This window comes from Lysobacter sp. (assembly GCA_013141175.1).
Taxonomy (GTDB): Bacteria; Pseudomonadota; Gammaproteobacteria; order Xanthomonadales; family Xanthomonadaceae; genus Lysobacter_I.
Map to the genome: position 1 here is coordinate 2,994,851 of JABFRN010000001.1, position 22,601 is coordinate 3,017,451.

Here is a 22,601-nt window from a genome sequence, read left to right on the forward strand (position 1 = left end):
GACGAAAATCCGGATGCCGCGCACAAGAAAGTGCCATTCGGGTGTGAATGTATTGTCGATTCTGCGCGGTATTCCTTGTTGACGCCTCAACCGCGATCAGCGGGATGCGGTTGCGGTTTTTTCCACTTGCCGCCACATCCGCAGCAGATTTCCGCCGAGGATCTTGCGGATATCCGCGTCGTTGTAGCCGCGCGCCTGCAGGCCGGCGATGAGGTTCGGGAAATCGGCGACCGTCTTCAGGCCCTCGGGCAGCGCGCCGCTGACGCCGTCGAAATCGGAGCCGATGCCGATGTGGTCGATGCCCACCAGTTTCACGCCGTAATCGATCTGGTCGAGTACCGCCTCGATCTTCACGGCCAGCGGCGGGTGGTCCCGGTCCCACGCCTCATCGAATCCGGCGACGGTCTGCGTGGTCTTGCCCGAATTGCGGTCGCGCTCGAACGCGGCGTAGGCGACGAAATAGGCCTGTGTCTTGGCGGCCGAGGCAGGATCGACGAAGGCGTTGCCGAACGGGATCTGGATCACGCCGCCTTTTGCGGCGATGGCCTTGGCCAATTCGTCGCTGAGATTGCGCTCGAAACCGGGCGTGAAGTGGCGAAACGCCGAGTGCGTCGCCACCACCGGCGCGCGGCTGAGTACGACCGACTGCGCCACCGCCGCATCGGACAGATGCGAGACATCGATCATCATCCCGAGGCGATTCATGTCCGCCACCACCTCGCGGCCGAACGGGCTCAGTCCGTTCCACTTTTTCTCCTGCGCGTACGAGGAATCGGCGATGCGGTTGTTGGCGCTGTGGGCGAGGGTGATGTAGCGCACGCCGCGTTCGAAGAAGAACCCCAGTTTGCCCAGATCGTCGCCGATCGGCGCGCCGTTCTCCATGCCCAGCGGCAGCAGCACGCGGTCGCCGCGACGCAGGCGGTCGACATCCCGAGGCGAGCGCAGCAGCGCGAATTTGTCGGGATGACGCAGTGCGAGCGATTCCACCGCGTCGATCATGTGGTTGGCGACCGTCCATGCGCTGCCGTTGTCGTCCTGTCCGGGCGAGGTGTAGATCGACATGAATGCGACGTCGAGGCCGCCGGCGCGCGCTTTCGGAAAATCGAATTCGCGCGATTGCTCTGCACCAAGATCGATCCAGGTTTTCATCAGTTCGGTCGGTGCGTCGATATGCGTATCGACGATGACCGCGTCCTGTGCGAGTTTCCGCGCGGCCGGCGCGGCATCCGCTGCGGTCGCGTTGGCGAAGGGCGTCGCGCAGAGCGCGAGCGCGGCGGCGAGCGTGAGGGGGCGCATGCGGAATTCCTGTCGTGGTTCAGAACGTGGAGGGAGTGGGGCGACCGCCTGCGAATACGGTACCCGCAAGCGCACCGCCGAGCCAGTAGCACAGGTCGGCGGGGCGGCGGATCTTCCAGTGCGCGAAATCCGCGCGCATGCCCACCGCCAGGACGCCGCGATCGGACAGGCCGAGCGCGCGCGCCGCATGCACGGTCGCGCCGCGCAGGGCTTCCTCCGGCGTGAGCCGGAAATGGGTGCAGGCCAGCGACATGGCGTGGCGCAGCGAGAGCAGCGGTGAAGTACCGGGGTTGCAGTCGGTAGCGACGGCCATCGCCACGCCCTGCGCGCGGAAGGCGTCGATCGGCGGCAGTTTCGTTTCGCGCAGGCAGTGGAATGCGCCGGGCAGCAGCACGGCGACAGTGTTGTTCGCGGCCATTGCGCGCACGCTGTCGTCGCTGGCGAATTCGACATGATCCGCCGAGAGTCCGCCGAACTCCGCGACCAGTCCGGCGCCGCCGAGATCGCTGAGCTGGTCGGCGTGCAGTTTCACCGGCAGCCCCAGCGCTGCGGCAGCCGCGAATACGCGACGCGTCTGCGCAGGCGTGAAGCCGATGCCTTCGCAGAAGGCGTCGACCGCATCGACCAGTCCTTCTGCGTGCAGCACGGACAACCAGTCGACGACGCCATCGATGTAGCCGTCGGCATCGTTCGCGAATTCCGGCGGCAGCGCGTGCGCGCCGAGGAAGGTCGTGTGCACGCCGATGCCGAGCGCGTCGCCGATGCGGCGCGCGACCCGCAGCATCTTGCGTTCGTTGTCGAGATCCAGGCCGTAGCCGGATTTGATTTCCAGCGTGGTCGCGCCATCGCGCAGCAGCGCCTGCGCGCGCGGCAGCGATTGCGCGAACAGCGCATCTTCGCTGGCCTCGCGCACCGCACGTACGGTCGAGAGGATGCCGCCGCCTGCGCGCGCGATCTCCTCGTAGCTCGCGCCCTGCAGCCGCAGTTCGAATTCGTGCGCGCGGTCGCCGGCGAACACGAGATGCGTATGGCAGTCGATCAGCCCGGGCGTGACCCAGCCGCCGTCGACTTCGAAAACCGCCTTCGCCACCCTCGCCGCCGCTTCCGGCAGCGCGCTGCGCGGGCCGACGAAGCGCAGCACGCCGTCCTTCCAGGCGAGCGCGCCGTCCTCGATTTCGCCGTAGCCGTGGGTCGCGTCGAGCGTCGCCAGCGAGGCGCCGACGAGCAGGCCGTCATAAAGGATTGCGGACGTCATCCGATCGCTCCTGCGGCGCGCAATGCCTCCGCATCGAAGCCGTGCACGGCGCAGACCGCATCGGCATGCTCGCCGAGGTGCGGCGGGCGTTTGGGTTCGGCCATCGGCGAGGCCGACATCCGCAGCGGGCTGGCGATCATCGGAATGCCGTCGTCCTCGATGCGCAGGCCGCGCGCGGTCGCCAATCCGCTCATCACCGCATCGCGCACGCCGTTGACCGGTGAGGCGGGAATACCGGCGGTTTCGAAGCGCGCCAGCCACGTCGCCACCGTGTCGCCGGCGAAACACTCCGCCAGCGCCGGGATCAGCCAGTCGCGATGCAGTACTCGCGCGCTGTTCGTCGCGCAGCGCGGGTCGTCGACCCACTGCGGGCGGTCGATCAGCACGCACAGGCGATGCCAGAGATGGTCGCTGGCGCAGGCGAGCGCGAACGTGCCGTCGGCGGCATCGAAGGTCTGATACGGCACGATCGTCGGGTGTGAATTGCCGAAGCGCTTCGCTTCGTCGCCGGTGAACAGCACGCTGCTGGCGATGTTGGCCAGCGCCTGCACCTGAACCTCGAACAGGCTCAGTTCGATGTACTGGCCTTCGCCGGTGCGCGCGCGCTGATGCAGCGCGGCGAGGATCGCGATGGTCGCGTTGAGTCCGGTGGCCAGGTCGACCGAGGCCACGCCGACCTTGCTGGGCGGGCCGTCGGTCGGTCCGGTGATCGACATCAGCCCGGACTCGGCCTGCACCACGAAATCGTAGCCCGGCCGCTGCGCGTCGGGGCCGCTGCGGCCGTAGCCGGAGATCGCGCACCAGATCAGTCGCGGGTTGAAGCTGCGGGCATGCTCGTAGCCGATGCCGAGCGACTCGGCGGCGCCGGTACGGAAGTTTTCGATGACGATATCGGCCTCGCGGATCAGGGCTTCCAGCAGCGGTTTCGCTTCGGGATGACGCAGATCGATGGCGATCGAGCGCTTGCCGCGGTTGCAGCTGGCGAAATAAGCGGAGATGTCGCCGCGGAACGGCGGACCGTAGCCGCGGGTGTCGTCGCCTTCCATCGGTTCGAGCTTGATCACGTCGGCGCCGAGATCGGCGAGCGTCATCCCGCACCACGGCCCGGCCAGCACCCGCGAAAGCTCCAGCACCTTGATTCCTGCCAACGCCGACATCGATCCGCCCGTGGTTTGAGGTCAGCGCACAGTCTAGCCCGGTCTATCCGTGATATCCGTGACCCGCCGTCGCCCCTGCGAAATCGAATTCGCAGTACCTGCGGGCCACAACAAACGGCGACGCGCCCTTCTCCTCCCCTTGCGCATCGCTCCGGGGGAGGTCGGTGGGGGTTGGGCCGCACGCATGGAATTGCGCGCAGGCAAAACACCCCTCCCCAACCCTCCCCTCCGCTGCGCGAAAGGGAGGGAGAACTGCGCCGCGACTCCGACGGATGCAGGGTGCCAGTACAGAGGTGCGGCGCAGCGGGAATCGGCGACAATGCGCCAATGAACCCATCCATCGCATCCGAAGGCGACCACTGGCGTCTTCCCGGCATCGCCAACCTGCATTCGCATGCGTTCCAGCGCGCGATGGCCGGACTGGCCGAGCGCATGACCCATCCGTCCGATTCGTTCTGGACCTGGCGCGACACCATGTACCGGATGGCGGCGCGGTTCGACCCGGATACCCTGCACGCGGTCGCCGCGCAGCTGTACGCCGAAATGCTGGAAGCCGGCTACACCACGGTCTGCGAATTCCACTACCTGCACCACGCGCCCGACGGGCATCCCTACGATGAGGCCGCGACGATGTCGCGCGCCCTGATCGCCGCCGCGCGCGAAACCGGCATCCGCATGACCCTGCTGCCGGTGCTGTACATGACCGGCGGCTTCGACGGGCGTCCGCTCAACGAACGCCAGCGTCGCTTCGGTCACGATGTCGACGGCTATCTGCGTCTGTTCGAGACGCTGCATCGCGAACAGGACGACACCCTGCGCGTCGGCTGCGCACTGCACAGCCTGCGCGCAGTGCCGCCCGATGCGATGTCGGCGGTGCTCGCGGCGCTGCCGCCGGAGACGCGCGTGCACATCCATATCGCGGAGCAGATCGGCGAAGTGCAGGACTGCCTCGCGCTCCGTGGCGACCGTCCGGTGCGCTGGTTGCTGGATCACGCCGACGTCGATGCGCGTTGGACCCTGGTCCACGCTACGCATCTCGAGGTCGACGAAATCGTCGGTATCGCCGATGCCGGCGCCACCGTTGCGATCTGCCCGACCACCGAGGCCAATCTCGGCGACGGCCTGTTCCCGCTGCGCGATTACCTCGATGCCAACGGCGCCTGGGGCATCGGTTCGGATTCGCACAGTTCGGTGTCGCCGGTGGAGGAACTGCGCTGGTTGGAATACGGCCAGCGCCTGATCACCCGGCATCGCAATATCGCTGCGACCGCCGCGTCGCCCAGCGTCGGCGAGGTGTTGCTCTCCGGCGTGCAGATGAGTGCGTCGCAGTCGACCGGGTTCGCGCCCGAAGCGCTGGCGCGCGATACGGTCGCGCTCGACGGCCATGCGCCGCAGCTGATCGGCGCGACCGCCATCGACGCGGCCGACCGCTGGATCTTTGCCGGCAACCGCAATGCGGTGGATGCGGTGGTGGTGAACGGCCGCGAGAGGGTGAACGCCGGTCGGCATGTCGACCGCGATGCGATCGCGACGCGGTTCGCGGTCGCGATGCGCGGGCTGCTGGCGGTCTGATCCGCACCGGGCGGGGTTCGTCGCCCGATCGCGGGGGTTCGTCGCAAGCCTCTGCACGCCACGATAGCCCGAGGCAGGCTGGTCGCATCCCCGATCCTGTTTGGAGTTCGCCATGCGTTTCCGTCCCGCCGTTCTCTTCGCCGCGCTGTCGTCGTGCTTCGCCTGTACCGCCGCCCATGCAACGACCGATGCCGGACTGCAGGCCATCGTCGGCAAACGCCTGCACGGCGACACGTCCGGCGCCTGTTTCGCCGTCGCCGTCATCGACAAGACCGTCAGTCGCGCCTACGTCTGCGCCGACGGCAAGGACGCGTCGGATCGCATCGATGCGAAGACCGCGTTCGAGATCGGTTCGGTCAGCAAGCCGATGATGGCGGCGCTGCTCGCCGGCCTGATCCGCGACGGCAAGGCGTCCCTGGACGATCCGCTGTCGGCGTATCTGCCGAAGGGCAGCAGCGTGCCGACCTTCGACGGCAAGCCCATTCTGTTGCGGCACATCGTCACCCATACCTCCGGGCTGCCGGCGATTCCCGCGGGCGTGGATCACGACCCGCTCAATCCGTATGCGAAGGCGGACGGGGCGACCTTGCTGAAGGTGCTCTCGACCACCTCACTGGCGCAGGCGCCGGGTGCGAAGTTCGAATACTCCAATTTCGCGGCGATGCTGTTGTCGTACGCGATCGCGCGCCGCGCCGGCAGCGATTTCGAGACCCTGCTGGACACCCGGGTGTTCGCGCCGCTGGGCATGGACCGCAGCTACATCAACCGCAAGCCGGAAGGCGTGACCGCCGCGATCGGCCACACCCCGGATGCGAAGGCCACGCCCGCGTGGACTTTCCCGAGCGACTTCGCCGGTGTCGGCGGTGTGCGCTCGACGCTCGACGACATGGTCCGTTACGTGCAGGGCCAATTCGGCGGCGCACCGAAGCCGCTCGATGCGGATTTCCGGATGACGCATGTGCCTGTCGCCAACGATGCGAAAGCGCCGATCGCGATGCACTGGATGCTGGCGCAGCTCAACGGCCGCACGTTTCTCGCGCACGAGGGCGGTACCGGCGGATTTTCGTCGTTCGTGGCCTTCGATCCGGAGCGCAAATTCGGCGTGGTGATCCTGTCCGATACCGCGCTGCACGAGCGCGGCGGGCTCGGCAGCCTCGGTCTGCACCTGCTCGATCCGAAAGTGCCGCTGGGCAAGCCCCGCACCGGCGGATCGACGCCGCCGCTGGTGTTGTCGGCCGAGGAGCTGAACGCCTATGCCGGTGAATATCCGTTGATGCCGAACTTCGTGCTGACCGTGCGCGTCGATGGCGGCACGCTGACCGCGCAGGCGACCGGGCAGGGCGCATTCCCGATCGCGCCGACCGCGAAGGATGTGTTCGAGGCGCCGGACTTCGGTATCGTGATCCGCTTCCAGCGCGACGCGGCCGGCAAGGTCGTTGCGCTCAAGCTCGATCAGGGCGGCCACACCCTCGATGGACAGCGCAAATGACTTCGCCGCAAACTCTGTCGGAGCCCGCGCAGGACCGCACGCCCTATCCGCTGGATCGGCCGCTGCCGACCGAAGTCGTTGCTGGTGGCGGCGTGCTCCGGATCAACTACCGGCGCTATCCGGTATTCGGTTGGCCGTGGCTGCGCGGACGCTGCCTGCTGTTCGCGATCGTGATCGCACTCTGGGCGCTGCTGACGGGCGTGGGCCTGGGCATGACCACGTCCGACGCGAGGATCGGAACCCTCTCCGGTCTGCATTTCTTCAGCGCTTTCATGCTGATGACCTGCGCCGGCCCGCTGCTCGCGACCCTCGTGCGCCATCGCGGCCTGCCGCTGCGCAGCCAGCGCATCGGCGTGGTGGTGGCCGTGTCCATGGGCATCGTCATCGCGTATTTCGCGGATACCTGGGCATCGGGTTACCTCGCACAGGTGATGCCGAAAACACAGGGCATCGATCTGACCGTGAAGCCGCCGACCTTTTCGGCCTTCACCAAGGCGGTGCTGGCCACGATCAATGTCGTGGTCGGAATGCTGGTCTACGGCGCGCTTGGCGGCGGGCTGGCGTTGCGCGCGTATTCCGGTGAATTGCGGCGTTGGCAGGACAACCGCCAGGCCGATGCGCTGGCCGCGCTGGAAGTGCGCAAACAGCAGTCCGAGCTGCGCCTCGGCGTGCTGCAGGCCCAGGTCGAGCCGCATTTCCTGTTCAACACGCTGGCTTCCGTGCGCGCGCTGGTGCGCCAGGAGCCGGCGCAGGCCGAGGCCACGCTCGACGCGCTGGTCGATTACCTGCGCGCGACCATCCCGAAATTGCGCGACGAAGACAATGCGCTGCATTCCACGTTCGGCCAGCAGCTCGACCTGTGCGCGAGTTATCTCGAACTGATGCGCCTGCGTACGACCGGGCGGTTGAACTACAGGATCGAAGTCGACGACGCGCTGCGGGCACTGCCGTTTCCGCCGATGCTGTTGATCAGCCTGGTCGAGAACGCCGTCAAGCACGGCATCGAACCGAAACCCGGTCCCGGAACGGTGACCATCGCGGCGGAGCGCCGCGATGGCGACCTGCATGTCAGCGTGATCGACGATGGTCTCGGTCTGCAACTGGGCGTCGGTGGGGGGCTCGGTCTGGCCAACGTCCGCGCGCAGCTGGACACGCGCTATGGTGCGCGCGCAGGTTTCCGCTTGACCGGGGAACCCGCGCGCGGCGCGCGGGCGGAGCTGTGGCTTCCACTGGACGATGATCCGTTGGCGCGTGAGGCACCATGATCGACATCACTGCCATCCTTGCCGAGGACGAAGCCCCACTGCGCAACGCGCTGCGCGCGATGCTGCAGGATGCGTGGCCGGAGCTGCGCATCGTCGCCGAATGCGAGGACGGCATCGCGGCGATGGAAGCGATCGCCGCGCATCGGCCGACGCTGGCGTTCCTCGACATCCGCATGCCGGGCGTCAGCGGCCTCGATGTGGCGCGCGCTGCGGTCGCGGCGAAATCGCTGGTGGTGTTCACCACCGCGTACGACGAATACGCGGTGCGCGCGTTCGAGGCCGGCGCCGTCGACTATCTGCTCAAGCCGCTGCAGCCCGAGCGCCTGCAGCGCGCGCTGGAGCGCATCCGCGAGCGCTTGCGCACGCCCGCCGCATCGCCCGGGGATGCGCTGGAGCAGCTCGACGCTCTCGAAACCGGACTGCGTCCGTCCGGCGCCCGCCTGATCCGCTGGATCAGCGCCGCCGTCGGCGACAGCGTGCGCATGATCGGCATCGAGGAGGTCCTGTATTTCCAGGCGCAGGACAAATACGTGCGGGTGGTGACGGCAGGCGCGGAAGCGATCATCCGCACGCCGATCAAGGATCTGCTGGCCGGGCTCGATCCCGATGAATTCTGGCAGGTGCATCGCGGCGTGGTCGTGCGCGTGTCCGCGATCGACCGCGTGCGCAAGGACGAATTCGGAAAAGCGGCGCTGCAACTGCGCGGTCGCGACGATGCGCTGCCGGTCAGCGCGGCGTTCCTGCATCGTTTCCGCGGGATGTGATCGTTACGGTTCCAGCGCCGCTTGCAGGGGGGTCAGTTCACCGTCGTTCGCGGCAGGCTCGATCTTGAGCAGATGCGCGAGCAGCGGGTAGACGTCGATGTTGTCGAATGGCGGGAGTACGACGCCGTGGCGGAACGAAGGCCCGCGCGCGGCGAACACTGCGCGCATCGTCGGGTCTTCCGGCGCGAAGCCGTGCTCGCCCTTCACCGCCTGCGGCCAGCGATTGTTGTTGCGACCCTGCACGCGCCAACCGGTATCGCTCTGGCAGACGATCGGAGGGATGCGTGGATGGCTTCCGTAGTGCCACTCCGGCGGCAGTTCCGATTTGCGCCAGCAGCGATAGTGGTCCTGGCGTCCGAGAAACGCGCGTTCCACGGTCCCGGTCTGGCCGGGCTTCGGCGTAATGCCGACCAACATTCCCCACCAGGTGATGTCGTAGGCCGCCGGGTCCAGCCGGTCTTCGAAAATGCTCACGTTGTCGCGCGGCACATCGGCCATGCCGTGGTCGGACAGCACGATGAGATCTGTCCGGCGATGCAGTCCGCGCGCATGCAGTCCGGCTTCGAGCATCGCCAGCGCCGCGTCGATCTCGCGCAAGGCAGCCAGCGCAGTGGGCGCATGGGATCCGCTTTCGTGCGCAGTGATATCGTATTTGTCGAAATACGCCAGGATCAGCTGCGGACGCTGCGAGGGCGGCAGGTCGGTCCACGACAGCACCTGTTCCATGCGCACTGCAGGGCTGAGCGTCTTGTCGAATGCGCGGAACATGCGCGGCCGATGCCCCGCAATTTCCGCTTCCGATCCCGGCCAGAACATGATGGCGGCAATGCCCGCCTGTTTTTGCAGGGTCGCCCAGATCGGTTCCCCGCCCCACCAGCGCCCGTCCTTCGCGCTTTCGCTTTTCGAGCGGAAAATGCCCAGTGCCGGGTCCAGCATGTCGTTGTGGACGATGCCGTGATGATCCGGCCGCAGCCCGGTGACCAGGGTGTAGTGATTCGGAAAGGTCATGGTCGGAAACGACGGCTTCATCCAACGTGCGTGAACGCCCTCTGCGGCCAGTCGGTCCAACGTGGGCATGGTGCCGTTCCCCAGCATCGATGCCGGCAGGCCGTCGATCGACACCAGGATCACGAGCCGGGATGTCGGAGCCGACGTCGCGACCTGGCGACCCGCGCAACCGGCGAGCAGCACCGAGGCGAAGATCGCGAACATCCAGACAAGGACAGTGGGCAGTGCGGGGCGAACGGTGCGCGGCGGCATCCGGGGACTTGGTTTCATGCGCGCCATGATAAACGCCACCGATGTCCGCAGGATTTCGACGATGGTCCACTTCCCGTCCACTGTCGCCCGACGGGACCGTCGCACCCGGACTGACGACCTCCTGAACACGGCTTGCCTTGTTCAGGCAAGCGGCAACGGCTCGGCGTAAGGTTCGGACATCGCATCCTCATGCAGCATTGGAGCCACCGCCATGACCCGCTTCCTGCTCGCCACCATGCTGACCGTTTTCGCCGGTACCGCCGTCGCCCAGACCGTCACCGTGACCACGGAAACCGGTGAGGTCGAAACCGTCCAGACCACCGAAGCCACCGCGCCGCGCGAACCCGTCCGCACCTGCGTGCGCAACACCGGCTCACGCGTCATCGCAGCGCAGAATGCCCGCGCCGCGAAAGACGGCAAACCGCAGCGCTGCGCACCCGTCAGCGGACGCGTCTACACCAGCGAAGACATCGCGCGCACCGGCCAGGTCGAGATCTACGACGCGCTGCGCATGCTGGATCCGTCGATCCGCTGATCTCCACATCCATTCATGAGCAGACGCCCGGCCCAGTGCCGGGCGTTTTGTTTCCGCGATGCGCGGATGCCGCTGGGAGAAGCGAAGCTCAGCCGAACAGATCGCCGCCGCTGCGCTGTGTCGGCAGCGCACCTTCCAGCCGCAGCAGCGCTTCCTTGATCGGCAGCCCGCCGCCGAAACCGGTCATGCTGCCGTCGGCGCCGATCACGCGATGGCACGGCAGCACGATCGGCAGCGGATTGCGCCCGTTCGCCGCGCCGACCGCACGCATGGCATCGGGTTTGCCGATGGCGCGCGCCAGATCGCGATAGCTCCACGTGTCGCCGAACGGAATCGTTCCCAGCATCCGCCATACCTGCATCTGGAACGCGGTGCCCTGCGGCGCCAGCGGCAGATCGAAATCGCGGCGCACGCCAGCGAAGTACTCCAGCAATTGTTCGCGCGTCGCGTGCAGCACCTCCGCAGTGTCGCCACGCGCGCCCTGCGCCCAGTCGAAGCGATCCACCGGGTGGCGATTGCTCGGGAATTCGATGTGGCGCAGACCGCCCGCATCCGCAGCGATGGTCAAGATGCCGATGGGCGTGTCGAAGCGCTCGAAAAAAAGCGTGCTCATGCGGCGGCGGTCTCCATGCTGCCGTTCTTGGCGATGTCGGCGGGCAGATGCCACAGATGCAGCACCGCATACGCGCGCCATGGCCGCCATGCTTGCGATCTCGCTTCGGTCGCGCGTTCGCTCAGGCGCGCGATCCCGGTCGACGCCAGCCGCTGCTGCAGCACCAGATCGCCGGCCGGGAAAGCATCCGGCAATGCCAGCGCGCGCATCGCGATGTACTGCGCCGTCCATGCGCCGATGCCGGGCAGGGCGGTCGCGCGTTCGACGAAATCCTGCAGCGGTTGGCCCGCATCGAACGACAGACGCCCATCCGCCACCGCTGCCGACAGCGTGCGCAGGGTTGCGGCGCGCGTGCGCGGCAGGCCGATGGTTTCCAGCGGCGCATCGCGCAGACGTTCCGGAGCAGGGAACGCGCGATCCAGTCCGATCTGCGTCGCCACGGCATCGGTGCGCGGCTCGCCCCAGTGCTCGACCAGGCGTCGCGCCAGCGTGGTCGCACCGGCCACGCTGATCTGTTGGCCCAGCACCGCACGCACCGCCAGCTCGAAACCGTCCCAACCGCAGGGCACGCGCATTCCGGGATGCAGCTCGATCGCCTGTTTCAGCAGCGGGTCCGTGGCGAACACCGCATGCACGGCGCGCAGATCCGCATCCAGATCGAACATGCGCCGCACCCGGCGCACGATGCCCGGGATCGCGCGCGGATCGGCGTTGCCGATTTCCAGCAACAGTTCCGGACGTTCGGTGGCGGCACGCACGCGGATCCAGCTCGATGCCTGGGCGGGGCCGATCACGCGCTCGTAGCTGTCTTCGTTCACGCGTTCGATGCCGGGAATCGCACGTTTGGCCAGGAAGCGCAGCAGCATCGGAAAGTCCAGCGGCGGACGATAGCCCAGGCGCAGGGTCAGTGTGCCGCTGGGTGCCGCCGCCGCCGATTTCAGCCGACGGATCGCACTCGGCGGCATGCCGCAGCCGCTCTTGAACGCGGCATTGAAGCGCCGCAGGCTGTTGTAGCCCGCCGCCAGCGCGACATCGGTCACCGGCAATGCGGTTTCGGTCAGCAATTGTTTCGCCAGCAGCAGCCGGCGGGTCGCATGCACCGTGTGCGGCGTCGCGCCCACGTGCGTGAGGAACACCCGCTGCAACTGTCGCGCGCTCAGCCCGACCCGCGCCGCCAATGCATCGGCGCTGCCATCCTGCAACGCGCCATCGGCGATCAAGCCCAGCGCGCGGCGCACCGCGTCCTCGCGCACCTGCGCATGCGTCTCGGGCGACAGCTCCGGCCGGCAGCGCAGGCAGGGCCGGTAGCCTGCCGCAGTGGCTGCGGCGGCGTTCGCGTAGAAAGTGATGTTCTCCCGCTTCGGCGCCGCCGCCGGGCATACCGGCCGGCAATAGATGCCGGTGCTGCGCACGGCGATGAAGAACAGGCCGTCGAAGCGATGGTCCTTCGCGGCCATCGCACGGAAACAGATCTCACGCGAAGGCAGCGTGTCGATTGCGGCGGAGGTGTCGGTCATGGCGCGATCATAGGCCGTCGCGACGGTGGCGACTCGCCGTTTTCGGACACGGACATGCCGGGTGAACGGCAGGGGGCGGTTCCTCCTTGATCCTGTAGGAGCGATTCCTGTGGGAGCGGCGGAAGCCGCGATGGAGCACTGGAAGATTTTCCGCAGTCCATCGCGGCTTCCGCCGCTCCCACAGAGAGGAGGGGCTCGCGCTCGAGCGGTGGTCCAAGGGGCGTAAAATCCCCCGATCGACATCAGGAGCGTCGCCATGACCCCGTCCATCCCCTTCGGCAACAACCGCCACGATCCGTCCCGCGTCATCCGTGCACCGCGCGGCACGCAGCTGAGCTGCAAATCCTGGCTGACCGAAGCCGCGTACCGGATGCTGCAGAACAATCTCGATCCCGAAGTCGCCGAGCGGCCCGAAGATCTGGTCGTCTATGGCGGCATCGGCCGCGCCGCGCGCGACTGGGGCTGCTATGACGCCATCCTCGAATCGCTGCGCAATCTCGAAGACAACGAAACACTGCTGGTGCAGTCGGGCAAACCGGTCGGCATTTTCCCCACGCATCCCGATGCGCCGCGCGTGTTGATCGCCAACTCCAATCTGGTGCCGCACTGGGCCACGTGGGAACACTTCAACGAGCTCGACAAGAAAGGCCTGATGATGTACGGCCAGATGACCGCCGGCAGCTGGATCTACATCGGCAGCCAGGGCATCGTGCAGGGCACCTACGAAACCTTCGTCGAAATGGGCCGCCAGCATTACGGCGGCAGCCTCGCCGGCAAATGGATCCTCACCGCCGGCCTCGGCGGCATGGGCGGCGCGCAGCCGCTGGCCGCATCGCTGGCGGGCGCGTGCTCGCTCAACATCGAATGCCAGCAGTCGCGCATCGACATGCGCCTGCGCACGCGCTACGTCGACGAACAGGCGACCGATCTCGACGACGCGCTCGCCCGCATCGAAAAATACTGCGCCGCCGGTGAAGCCAAATCCATTGCGCTGCTCGGCAACGCCGCCGAAATCCTGCCGGAGCTCGTGCGCCGGGGCGTGCGCCCCGACGCAGTGACCGACCAGACCTCCGCGCACGATCCGCTGCACGGCTATCTGCCCGCCGGCTGGACGCTGGAGCAGTGGTTCGACAAACAGATCAGCGCGCCCGAGGATGTGGTCGAAGCCGCCAAACATTCGATGCGCATCCACGTCGAAGCGATGCTGCATTTCGAGGACATGGGCATCCCCACCTTCGACTACGGCAACAACATCCGCCAGATGGCGTTCGAGATGGGTTGCAAGGACGCCTTCGATTTCCCCGGCTTCGTGCCCGCCTACGTGCGTCCGCTGTTCTGTCGCGGCATCGGTCCGTTCCGCTGGGTCGCGCTCAGCGGCGATCCGGAAGACATCGCGAAGACCGACGCGAAGGTGAAGGAACTCATCCCCGACGACGAGCACCTGCACCGCTGGCTCGACATGGCCCGCGAACGCATCGCCTTCCAGGGCCTGCCCGCGCGCATCTGCTGGGTCGGTCTGGGCCTGCGCCACAAACTCGGCCTCGCCTTCAACGAAATGGTCCGCAATGGCGAACTCAAGGCGCCGATCGTGATCGGCCGCGATCATCTGGATTCCGGCAGCGTCGCCTCGCCGAATCGCGAAACCGAAGCCATGCAGGACGGCAGCGACGCGGTCAGCGACTGGCCTTTGCTCAACGCGATGTTGAATGTTGCCGGCGGGGCGACCTGGGTTTCCCTGCATCACGGCGGCGGCGTTGGTATGGGGTTCTCGCAGCACAGCGGTGTGGTGATCGTCTGCGATGGCTCTGTCGAAGCGGACAAGCGGATTGCGCGGGTGTTGTGGAATGATCCGGGCACCGGGGTGATGCGGCATGCGGATGCGGGGTATGAGGTTGCTAAGGCTTGTGCGCGGGAGATGGGGCTTAAGTTGCCGATGGGGTGATATGCGTATGGATGCAGATCGAGCTGGTATTTAAGGATTTGAAGAGTCACCGCTTCGGCATGGGTTCGAAGTCAGTTTGATCCGTGTGCCGAAGCGGTTGGCGGTATTCATGAGATGGCGCCTTTGCATCATGGCTGCTGGCGTCGGAATTGAGGACGGTGGGTCTCACATGGCCACGCAAGGGAGTCATCACCACCAATACAGCGATCAACGTCAAGATCTGGAATGGTTGCGGTGCTGATCGTTTGTGTAACAGAAACGTTGCGTTAGCGAGAGTATTAGGAAAAGGTTGGGGGCATTAGGTTTATGACCTAGCGGCTACGGTACTGCAAAAATACTATGCGCTATCCTTACTCATACTTGTGCACCAAGCTACTTGCTGCAGCGCATCACTTAGTGGGGAGGTTCGCCAGAAAAAAAATCAAAGAATTTTCTTATCAAATTGGCTATGCTCAACATGATGCCTGCTTTCTTGAATTTCTCGTAAGTGGTTACCTTCTTGGCGGGGCCGCCATCGAATTTATTGGCGGAATCTTGAGGTGTAAGAAAAAAATATGCACCTGCAATGAGCAGTTGGTTCCTGCGGGCTTTCTTTACTACTGCCAGTCTCAACGTGGCATTGCCGTCAAGGAGCGAAACATCATGATACGTTGGCGTTTCAGAGGGTAGAAACTCATACAAATACTCTGTGAGGATTCTTCGTTTGTTCGTATCGAGTATTTGGTCATTATTGAAAACAGACATCGCAGCTTTTGTTCCGGAAACCAGAATTTTTTTCTGATTCTTGATGGGTCTTAGTGTCTTTAGCATGCTGTGCTCCCCTTGCAAGGCACTGCATTTCAACTCATGGATCCTCGGGTTAGAACTCCTTCCAATAGGTTTAATCTATCGGGAATTTTCTCGACGGAAAATCTGTTTCCTGCTGCTTTGATAGTCCGTTTTTTTGGCATTGTCAATGGTGCATGCGGTCTTCGTAGTATCGCTGGTGGTAAATATTCTTTTGAGGATTTTTTCTTGGCGCTCGAGAATTTCGCACGCCTCAAAATCTTCTTTTACATTCAAATTGTATGAAAAACAGTTGATTCAAAAGGTGTTTTTTGAGCTGTCAGACAACGCTAGTGTCATGACTGCTCGCAGTCAAGTTAGTGTTGACTTCATCCAATGCGCCACGGACTTATCGGTACCTTCCAGATGAAGCAGTGACGTCGCCAAGAATTTCTTCAATGAAATCGTATTCTTGATCCACGCAGCGATTAGCCCGGGTAAGGCCACAGGCCGCACCCGGGGCTTTTGATCTTGAATGGTCACGTGCGTACTTTCGCCTGCGTTTGTCCCGGGTGCGCGCTGCGCGCTTACCCCGGCTACGAATGTTCTGTTCGAGAAGGATTATGCCAGACGTAGCCCGGTTCTCGCTGCAAGCGAGAGCCGGGGCCTTCGGAAAGTCCTGCGGCACCTCATCCCGGGTGTCCACTTCGCGGACACCCGGGCGACTTGTCATTCGATGATTGCCTGATGCAAAGTCAACCGACGCGACCCATCGGTGTCATCCATGCCCATCATCATTCGTCTGGCTGATGTCCGCGATGCGCAAAGCATCGCAGCGCTTTCACGGAAAGCGATCGAGCGCGGCATGCCGTGGCATTGGACGCCGCCCGTGGTGACTTCCGCGATTCGCGACGCATGTACGAATGTGCTCGTGGCCGAGTTCTCGCGCGCAGTCATCGGCTTCGGCATCATGGAATACGGGAGTGATGAAGCCCACCTCGTGCTGCTTGCGGTGGACGAGCCGGATCGGCGGAAAGGTTTGGGCGGCCAACTGCTGTATTGGCTGGAAGAAGTGGCGGTCGCCGCTGGCATCGCCCGGATCAGGCTCGAAGCCCGCGTGGAGAATGCCGCAGCGCTCGCCTTCTATCGGAAGCACGGCTACGCCGAGGATCAGGAGGTTCTAGGGATGTACCACGGAGCCTTTGACGGCGTGCGTCTCGCGAAGGTCCTGGGTAACCCTGCGCCCTGCATCCGTGGCGGCCCTTCTGCCGTATAAGGTTGTTCCGTACCTGCGCACGGCGCCGCCGTTCCGTACAGGCAACTCATGGGAGGCTCTATGTGGTTCAAGCTGTTCGCCATCACCTTGCCGGTGTTCTTCGCCATCGACATGCTGTGGTTGGGCGTGGTTGCGAAGAATTTCTATCGTGCGCAGATCGGCAGCCTGCTGAAGACCGATGTGAACTGGTCGGCGGCGATCCTGTTCTATCTGGTATTCATTGCCGGCATCGTGTTTTTCGTGCTGGCGCCTGCGTTGGAGAAAACCTCCTGGCGTCACGCACTGTTCGCGGGGGCGGCGTTCGGATTCATCACCTACGCCACCTACGATCTGACCAACCTCGCGACGATGAAGGATTGGCCGGTGCTGGTGACCGTGGTCGATCTGGTCTGGGGGACGGTGCTGTCGGCGTCGGTGTCGGTGATCAGTTTCGCCATCGCCAGAAAGCTGGGGATGTGACGCGATGAATGTCGCTGGCTTCGACCGTGCGTGGTGGCCGCTCTCCGCGATGCTGTCGTTGGCGCTGGTCGCATGGCTTGTCAGTCTGAAGCTGCGCGATGTGAGCATCGTCGACAGTCTCTGGTCGATCTTCTTCATCGTCTTCACGCTGCTGTTCGCATGGCGGATGCGCAGCGATACGACGGCGGCATTCGTGTTGATCGCCTTGATCCTGCTGTGGGGGTTTCGCCTGTCGGCTTACATCACCATTCGCAACCACGGCAAGGGCGAGGACCGGCGCTATCAGGCCATCCGTGCGCGCAATCAGCCATATTTCGGGTTCAAGAGCCTGTATCTGATCTTCATGCTGCAGGCGGTACTGGCATCGATCATCGTGCTGCCCGTCGTGCCGATCTTGAACGGCGCGCGGGACGCCAACCTGCTGACGTATGCGGGCTTCGCCATCGCTGCGTTCGGTGCGGTTTTCGAGACCGTGGCCGATGCGCAGATGGCGCGCTACAAGGCGACCCGCACCGCGCAGGATACGGTGATGAATCGCGGCCTGTGGCGCTGCAGCCGGCATCCGAATTACTTCGGCGAGGCCACGTTCTGGTGGGGTCTCTGGATCGCATCGGCCAGCATGGGCGGCGCGTGGACGCTGTTCTCGCCGCTGCTGATGACCTGGCTGCTGACGCGCGTCTCCGGCGTGCCGCTGCTGGAAGCGGATCTGCAGCAGCGCAGCCCGGCGTATCGCGAGTATCTGACGACGACGCCGAGATTCGTGCCGGGGCGACCCAAACGCTAGATCACGGGGTCCGGGCATCCTTTGCGTTCCCGGGATGCGGCGCTACGATGCATTCCACGCCCCGGCCGGACTTTCCGCTAGCGAATGGGAGTGCATCATGCAAAGCGATATCGAAGCCTTGGTCCAGCGCAACGAAGCGATCACCGTTGCCGAGAATAGCGGCGATCTTTCAGGACTCGCCAACTACATCGCGCCGCAATTGGCATTCCTGCGCCGCGACGGGTCGTTCGTGGATCGAAACGCGTTCCTGCGCGCATCCAAACCGGGTCGCCGTGAACTGCGAATCGAGTCGGTTCAGGTGTTCGGTGCCCGCGCGGTGGTCGCCTGCAAGGTGACGGATGCTGGTGTTGTCACGCACAATCTCCGCTTGTTCGTCAAAGAACAAGGCGAGTGGAAATTGCTCGGTTGGGCGAATGAGCGCACATGAGCCGTCCTGGGCGCGTGCTTGTGGCGTGCTCGTGCGCCGTGGGTCAGGACGGATCGGATTATTGAGGCAGCGCCAGCGACGCCTGACCGAACGCGTAACGCCACCCCTGCGGCGTGCGCACATAGGTGTCACTGAACCACAGGCGGCGGTCGATCGCTTTTCCGTCCTGCGTTCCCTTCAGCCACAGGCGTGCGGTCACCACGCCCGCGTCGCCCCAGACGCGTACCGTTTGCGTGCCCGGATCTTCGACCTGATGCTCGTAGACGACATGTTGCTCGCGTGCGCTCGCGAGCAGGTCGGCGCGCGTGTAGGTGCGGCCGTCGCCGAGAACGAGGATGAAGTCTTCGTGCAGGATGCGGGCCATGGTGTCGGCGTCGTTGCGCTCCACCGCGGCCTGGTATTCGGTATCCAGCGCTGCGATCGCGCGCTTGTCTTCTTCGGTCGTATCTCCGCTGGCGGCAAGCGTGGAAGCGAAGATGGCGGCGGCCGTCATGGCGCCGGTCAAGGTGGTATGCATTGCGACGATCTCCCATGGACGTACGCGCAACGATAACGACGAGGTTCGGGGAAGGCTTGCGCTTTCTTGCGTATTTTCCGCGCCGCTGACGTCGTCGACGGCAGCGGCTCAGGACGACCGGGCGGGGTAAAGCGACGGACTTGCGCCATATCGATGGGCGAAGATCCGGCTGAAATGGCTGAGATTGTTGAAGCCGCAGGCGAAGCAGGTATCGGTGACGCTGCGTCCGTCGCGCAACATGACGGATGCCGCGCGCAAACGGACGTCCAGCAGATAGCGATGCGGCGGCATGCCGACGAGTTCGGCGAACAGGCGCGCGAAGTGGAAGGTGCTCATGCCGACCGAATGCGCGAGCTCGCCCAGCCGCAGGTCCTGTCCGTATCGACGATCGATGGCGTCGCGCGCGGCATGGATGCGCTGCGCGTAGCCATCGAGCGTACGCGCTTTGTAGCTGCGCGCGGATTCGACGCGCGTCAGCGGAATTTCCCGGAACAGCTCGCTCGCGCAGGTTTCAGCCAACAGCGCTGCGTTGGTGTCGAGCGCTCGGCGCATGCCCCAATGCAGATAACGCAGGCGGTGGTTCGCGCGGAGCACGGGCATGCGCGCGCGCGCCCAGGTGCGTTCGCGATCGAAGCCATCGATTTCGGCGGCCACGTAACCCACGGTCAGGCAGACATCGTTCAGGCCCTCTTCCCCGTGGACGACGCGAAAACGCATTCCCGGGTGCACCAGCAGCAGATCGCCCGGCCCGAGCCGCCAATCCCGCCCGTCGATCACAAGGTCGAAACCGCCCTTCTCGACGAAGCTCGCACTGAACTGCTGCCCGACCTCGTCCACGGGGCCGTGATCCACTTCGCACGGCGCGTGATCGAAGCGATGGACGTGGATGTCGTCGGTGCGCCAGAGGGCGGTACGTCGTGCCATCGGTTCAGACTAGCAGCCGAACCGATGTCCCGGCAGTGGCGAAAGGCATGCAAGGCAGGCGCATCCGCGCGACAATAGGCGGTCTGCGGCGGTTCGCCGCATCGATCCGGGACCGCAATGCCTGCTTCTTCGCCGCCTTCCCACGATGCGATGCATCGTGATGCTTTCACTGACGTATCCGCCGACGCGCTTGCCGCCGACGCCCGCGCCTGCATCGCGTTCCTCGATGCCGTTGCAGCCGATCGGGAGTTGTTGGATCGCCTTCCCGCTGAAGACCGCGGACGACTGCATCAGGCGGTGGCGAGCGTCTACCATCCCGATCCGGTGCTGCGTCGGCAGAAGATGAAGGCCGCAGAGCGCGCGCGCAACGCCGCGCAGGTGGCGCGCGAGGAAGCGGTGCTGCACGAGACCGGCATCCGCGAGCTGCGCCGTCGACCGGTGTTCACCACCCCGAATTATTTCCCGCCGCCGGATTTCACGGCCGAGGACGTCAATGCGGAAGCGGCGGAGCCGCGCGAATCGATCGAGCCGCAGCATTGCTATGTCTGCAAGCAGAAGTATTCGCGGATCCATCATTTCTACGATCAGCTGTGCCCGAGCTGCGCCGAGTTCAATTTCGACAAGCGCACCGAGACCGCCGATCTGCGTGGGCGGGTTGCGCTGTTGACCGGCGGGCGGGTGAAGATCGGTTACCAGGCCGGACTCAAGCTGCTGCGCGCGGGTGCGAGCCTGATCGTGACCACGCGCTTCCCGCGCGATTCGGCCGCGCGCTATGCGGAGGAACCGGACTTCGGCGACTGGGCCGATCGTCTGGAAATCTTCGGCCTCGATTTGCGCCACACGCCCAGCGTCGAAGCGTTCTGTCGCGAGCTGGTGGAGACCCGCGACCGTCTCGATTTCATCGTCAACAACGCCTGCCAGACCGTGCGCCGTCCGCCTGAGTTCTATTCGCACATGATGGAAGGCGAAACCGCTGCCGCGCACGATGTGCCCGAACATCTGCGCAAGCTGCTGGGCGGCTACGAAGGCCTGCGCCAGTACGCGATGCTGCCCGAGGGCGCGGACGGTTCGTCGCTGTCGGTACATGGGCGCGGAAGCGACCGCGATACGCTTGCCGGCATCACCCGCGCCGCCGAGCTGTCGCAGATTCCGCTGCTCGCCGAGGAGATGGTCGGGCAGCAGCATCTGTTTCCGCAGGGACGGCTGGATCAGGATCTGCAGCAGATCGATCTGCGTACGCGCAATTCGTGGCGACTGCTCATGGCCGAAGTGCCTGCCGTCGAACTGCTGGAAGTACAACTGGTCAACGCGATCGCGCCTTTCATCATCAACGCGCGTCTGAAGCCGCTGATGCTGCGCACCCGCGAGGGCGAGGCGCCGGGCCGCGACAAGCACATCGTCAATGTGTCGGCGGTCGAAGGCCAGTTCTATCGCAAGTTCAAGACCACGCGTCATCCGCACACCAATATGGCGAAGGCGGCGCTGAACATGATGACGCGCACCGCCGCGGCCGATTACCACAACGACGGCATCCACATGAATGCCGTCGACACCGGCTGGGTCACCGATGAGGATCCGGCGGAGCTCGCCGCGCGGAAGGTGATCGAGGAACGCTTCCATCCGCCGCTGGACATCGTCGACGGCGCCGCGCGCATCGTCGATCCGATCATCGACGGCATCAACACCGGGCAGCATGTCTGGGGACAGTTCCTGAAGGATTACCGGCCGACGGACTGGTAACGGGACAGCCCCGACCCGGTGGAGGCGCTGCGGACGGATCGGCGTTTCTGGCATAAGATGGCCCGTGCCCCGGCCAAGGCATCGCGACAAGGATGGGCCGGGCGGGTGGGGGACGCCCTGTGGACATCGAACGGACACACCGTGCCGGGATACTTCCGCTCGTCCATCCACTCCCGGGAGATGTCATGAAACGCAGTCTCGTTGCGATTTTCGGTCTATGCATGTTGTTCTTCGGCGCGCAGGCGTCCGCCCAGTCGTATCTTCGCGTGGTGTCCTGGAACATGCTGCATGCCGGTTGGAGCGGGCAGCAGAATTGGAACGGCTACGCGGGGCAGATCTGGAACAACTACGGCAGCGCAGCGGGCGCTGCGAACGGCGTGGATCTGGTGTTCGGCCAGGAAGTGATGTATCCCGCGTCGGCGGCCAGCGTCGCCGCAGCGCTGACCGCCACCAGCGGTTTCACCTGGGACTATCGCGTGACCGCTGCCATCGGGCGCAGCAGTTACAAAGAGAGCTACGCGGTGTTTTTCCGCACCGACCGCGTGCAGCTCATCTCCGCCACCGTGTGGGCCGATACCGGCGACAAGTTCGAGCGCGAGCCGCAGATCGTGAAGGTTCGTCATATCCAGACCGGCGCGGATTACACCTTCATCAACTGGCATACCGTGTTCGGTACCACCGCCGAACGACAGGCCGAAGTGCAACTGATCGGCACGGTCTTCAATTCGATCCAGAGCGGCAGCAGCAGCGATCAGGATGTGATCCTGGTGGGCGACCATAATCGCGAGGCGACTTCGCCGTGGTGGGCCAATCTCAAGGCGCTTGCGCCGGCAGTGAGCCATCGCGTCAACGAGCTGACTTCGATCAATGCCAGCTGCGGCTTCGCCAGCGCGTACGATCATTTCTGGATGCAGAACAGCTACGTCACCGAGTATTCGACCTCCGGTCGCGACTACATCGCCGACATGTGCGTGTTCCGCAATGGCCTGTCGGATCACGCCCCGGTTTATCTCTCGCTCTATTCGACCGCAGACACGGACTGAT

Annotated in this window: 21 protein-coding genes; 12 read left to right on the forward strand and 9 right to left on the reverse strand. The window is 64.9% G+C overall.

Annotation, left to right across the window (positions count from 1 at the left end):
- Window positions 1–96: 96 nt before the first annotated feature.
- From HOP03_13150 to HOP03_13160, 3 genes are read right to left on the reverse strand one after another with little or no spacing between them, the layout of a single operon-like run.
- A complete protein-coding gene (locus HOP03_13150; protein NOT89116.1) occupies window positions 97–1,296 on the reverse strand; it encodes a membrane dipeptidase in 1,200 nt (399 codons plus the stop codon).
- Between the two features lie 19 nt (window positions 1,297–1,315).
- Window positions 1,316–2,551 (reverse strand): imidazolonepropionase, encoded by a 1,236-nt coding sequence (locus HOP03_13155; protein ID NOT89117.1) that lies wholly within the window; start codon window positions 2,549–2,551, stop codon window positions 1,316–1,318.
- Window positions 2,548–3,708, reverse strand: a complete 1,161-nt coding sequence (locus tag HOP03_13160) for a CoA transferase (protein NOT89118.1) — start codon at window positions 3,706–3,708, stop codon at window positions 2,548–2,550. Before HOP03_13160 ends, HOP03_13155 begins: the two co-directional genes overlap by 4 nt.
- Before the next feature lie 327 nt (window positions 3,709–4,035).
- Here HOP03_13160 and HOP03_13165 point away from each other — a divergent pair, with 327 nt between their 5' ends.
- The 4 genes from HOP03_13165 (at window position 4,036) to HOP03_13180 (ending at window position 8,798) form a co-directional block, all read left to right on the forward strand.
- Window positions 4,036–5,280 carry a formimidoylglutamate deiminase gene (locus tag HOP03_13165; protein ID NOT89119.1) on the forward strand — a complete coding sequence of 415 codons (1,245 nt, stop codon included), beginning with the start codon at window positions 4,036–4,038 and terminating at the stop codon, window positions 5,278–5,280.
- Window positions 5,281–5,392: 112 nt separating this feature from the next.
- On the forward strand, window positions 5,393–6,769 hold the full coding sequence (locus HOP03_13170; GenBank protein ID NOT89120.1) for a serine hydrolase: 1,377 nt from the start codon (window positions 5,393–5,395) through the stop codon (window positions 6,767–6,769).
- Window positions 6,766–8,034: a histidine kinase gene (locus HOP03_13175; protein ID NOT89121.1), complete on the forward strand. Its 1,269-nt coding sequence runs from the start codon at window positions 6,766–6,768 to the stop codon at window positions 8,032–8,034. Before HOP03_13170 ends, HOP03_13175 begins: the two co-directional genes overlap by 4 nt.
- Window positions 8,031–8,798, forward strand: a complete 768-nt coding sequence (locus HOP03_13180; GenBank protein NOT89122.1) for a response regulator transcription factor — start codon at window positions 8,031–8,033, stop codon at window positions 8,796–8,798. Before HOP03_13175 ends, HOP03_13180 begins: the two co-directional genes overlap by 4 nt.
- 3 nt (window positions 8,799–8,801) lie before the next feature.
- On the opposite strand, the gene HOP03_13185 is transcribed toward HOP03_13180, so the two are convergent.
- Window positions 8,802–10,076, reverse strand: coding sequence for an alkaline phosphatase family protein (locus HOP03_13185; GenBank protein NOT89123.1), 1,275 nt, complete (start codon window positions 10,074–10,076; stop codon window positions 8,802–8,804).
- Window positions 10,077–10,269: 193 nt separating this feature from the next.
- Between HOP03_13185 and HOP03_13190 the strand changes: the two genes are divergently transcribed.
- Window positions 10,270–10,593: a hypothetical protein gene (locus HOP03_13190; GenBank protein NOT89124.1), complete on the forward strand. Its 324-nt coding sequence runs from the start codon at window positions 10,270–10,272 to the stop codon at window positions 10,591–10,593.
- 88 nt (window positions 10,594–10,681) lie between these two features.
- Here HOP03_13190 and HOP03_13195 read toward each other — a convergent pair whose 3' ends face one another.
- Together HOP03_13195 and HOP03_13200 are read right to left on the reverse strand one after the other, a co-directional pair.
- Window positions 10,682–11,206: a methylated-DNA--[protein]-cysteine S-methyltransferase gene (locus HOP03_13195; GenBank protein NOT89125.1), complete on the reverse strand. Its 525-nt coding sequence runs from the start codon at window positions 11,204–11,206 to the stop codon at window positions 10,682–10,684.
- The gene (locus HOP03_13200; GenBank protein NOT89126.1) at window positions 11,203–12,723 is read right to left on the reverse strand and encodes a DNA-3-methyladenine glycosylase 2 family protein; all 1,521 of its coding nucleotides are present in this window, start codon (window positions 12,721–12,723) and stop codon (window positions 11,203–11,205) included. The genes HOP03_13195 and HOP03_13200 overlap by 4 nt, the downstream gene beginning before the upstream one ends.
- 256 nt (window positions 12,724–12,979) lie before the next feature.
- Here HOP03_13200 and hutU point away from each other — a divergent pair, with 256 nt between their 5' ends.
- Window positions 12,980–14,665 carry a urocanate hydratase gene (gene hutU / locus HOP03_13205; GenBank protein NOT89127.1) on the forward strand — a complete coding sequence of 562 codons (1,686 nt, stop codon included), beginning with the start codon at window positions 12,980–12,982 and terminating at the stop codon, window positions 14,663–14,665.
- Window positions 14,666–15,058: 393 nt separating this feature from the next.
- Here the strand turns inward: hutU and HOP03_13210 are convergent, their stop codons facing one another.
- Window positions 15,059–15,475 carry a hypothetical protein gene (locus HOP03_13210; GenBank protein NOT89128.1) on the reverse strand — a complete coding sequence of 139 codons (417 nt, stop codon included), beginning with the start codon at window positions 15,473–15,475 and terminating at the stop codon, window positions 15,059–15,061.
- 739 nt (window positions 15,476–16,214) lie between these two features.
- Here HOP03_13210 and HOP03_13215 point away from each other — a divergent pair.
- The 4 genes from HOP03_13215 to HOP03_13230 all read left to right on the forward strand — a co-directional run bounded on the left by HOP03_13215 (window position 16,215) and on the right by HOP03_13230 (window position 18,376).
- Entirely contained in the window at window positions 16,215–16,706 is a 492-nt protein-coding gene (locus HOP03_13215) for a GNAT family N-acetyltransferase (protein NOT89129.1), read from the forward strand.
- Window positions 16,707–16,766: 60 nt separating this feature from the next.
- Window positions 16,767–17,165, forward strand: a complete 399-nt coding sequence (locus HOP03_13220; protein ID NOT89130.1) for a DUF2177 family protein — start codon at window positions 16,767–16,769, stop codon at window positions 17,163–17,165.
- A gap of 4 nt (window positions 17,166–17,169) precedes the next feature.
- Window positions 17,170–17,949 carry a DUF1295 domain-containing protein gene (locus HOP03_13225; protein NOT89131.1) on the forward strand — a complete coding sequence of 260 codons (780 nt, stop codon included), beginning with the start codon at window positions 17,170–17,172 and terminating at the stop codon, window positions 17,947–17,949.
- Between the two features lie 97 nt (window positions 17,950–18,046).
- Window positions 18,047–18,376 (forward strand): nuclear transport factor 2 family protein, encoded by a 330-nt coding sequence (locus tag HOP03_13230; GenBank protein ID NOT89132.1) that lies wholly within the window; start codon window positions 18,047–18,049, stop codon window positions 18,374–18,376.
- A 58-nt stretch (window positions 18,377–18,434) separates the two neighbouring features.
- On the opposite strand, the gene HOP03_13235 is transcribed toward HOP03_13230, so the two are convergent.
- Together HOP03_13235 and HOP03_13240 are read right to left on the reverse strand one after the other, a co-directional pair.
- The gene (locus tag HOP03_13235) at window positions 18,435–18,893 is read right to left on the reverse strand and encodes a nuclear transport factor 2 family protein (protein NOT89133.1); all 459 of its coding nucleotides are present in this window, start codon (window positions 18,891–18,893) and stop codon (window positions 18,435–18,437) included.
- A gap of 108 nt (window positions 18,894–19,001) precedes the next feature.
- Entirely contained in the window at window positions 19,002–19,817 is an 816-nt protein-coding gene (locus tag HOP03_13240) for a helix-turn-helix transcriptional regulator (protein ID NOT89134.1), read from the reverse strand.
- Window positions 19,818–19,967: 150 nt separating this feature from the next.
- On the opposite strand from HOP03_13240, the gene HOP03_13245 reads away from it, so the two are divergent.
- Window positions 19,968–21,557, forward strand: coding sequence for an SDR family oxidoreductase (locus HOP03_13245; protein NOT89135.1), 1,590 nt, complete (start codon window positions 19,968–19,970; stop codon window positions 21,555–21,557).
- A 185-nt stretch (window positions 21,558–21,742) separates the two neighbouring features.
- Window positions 21,743–22,600, forward strand: a complete 858-nt coding sequence (locus HOP03_13250) for a deoxyribonuclease I (GenBank protein NOT89136.1) — start codon at window positions 21,743–21,745, stop codon at window positions 22,598–22,600.
- Window position 22,601 lies beyond the last annotated feature (1 nt).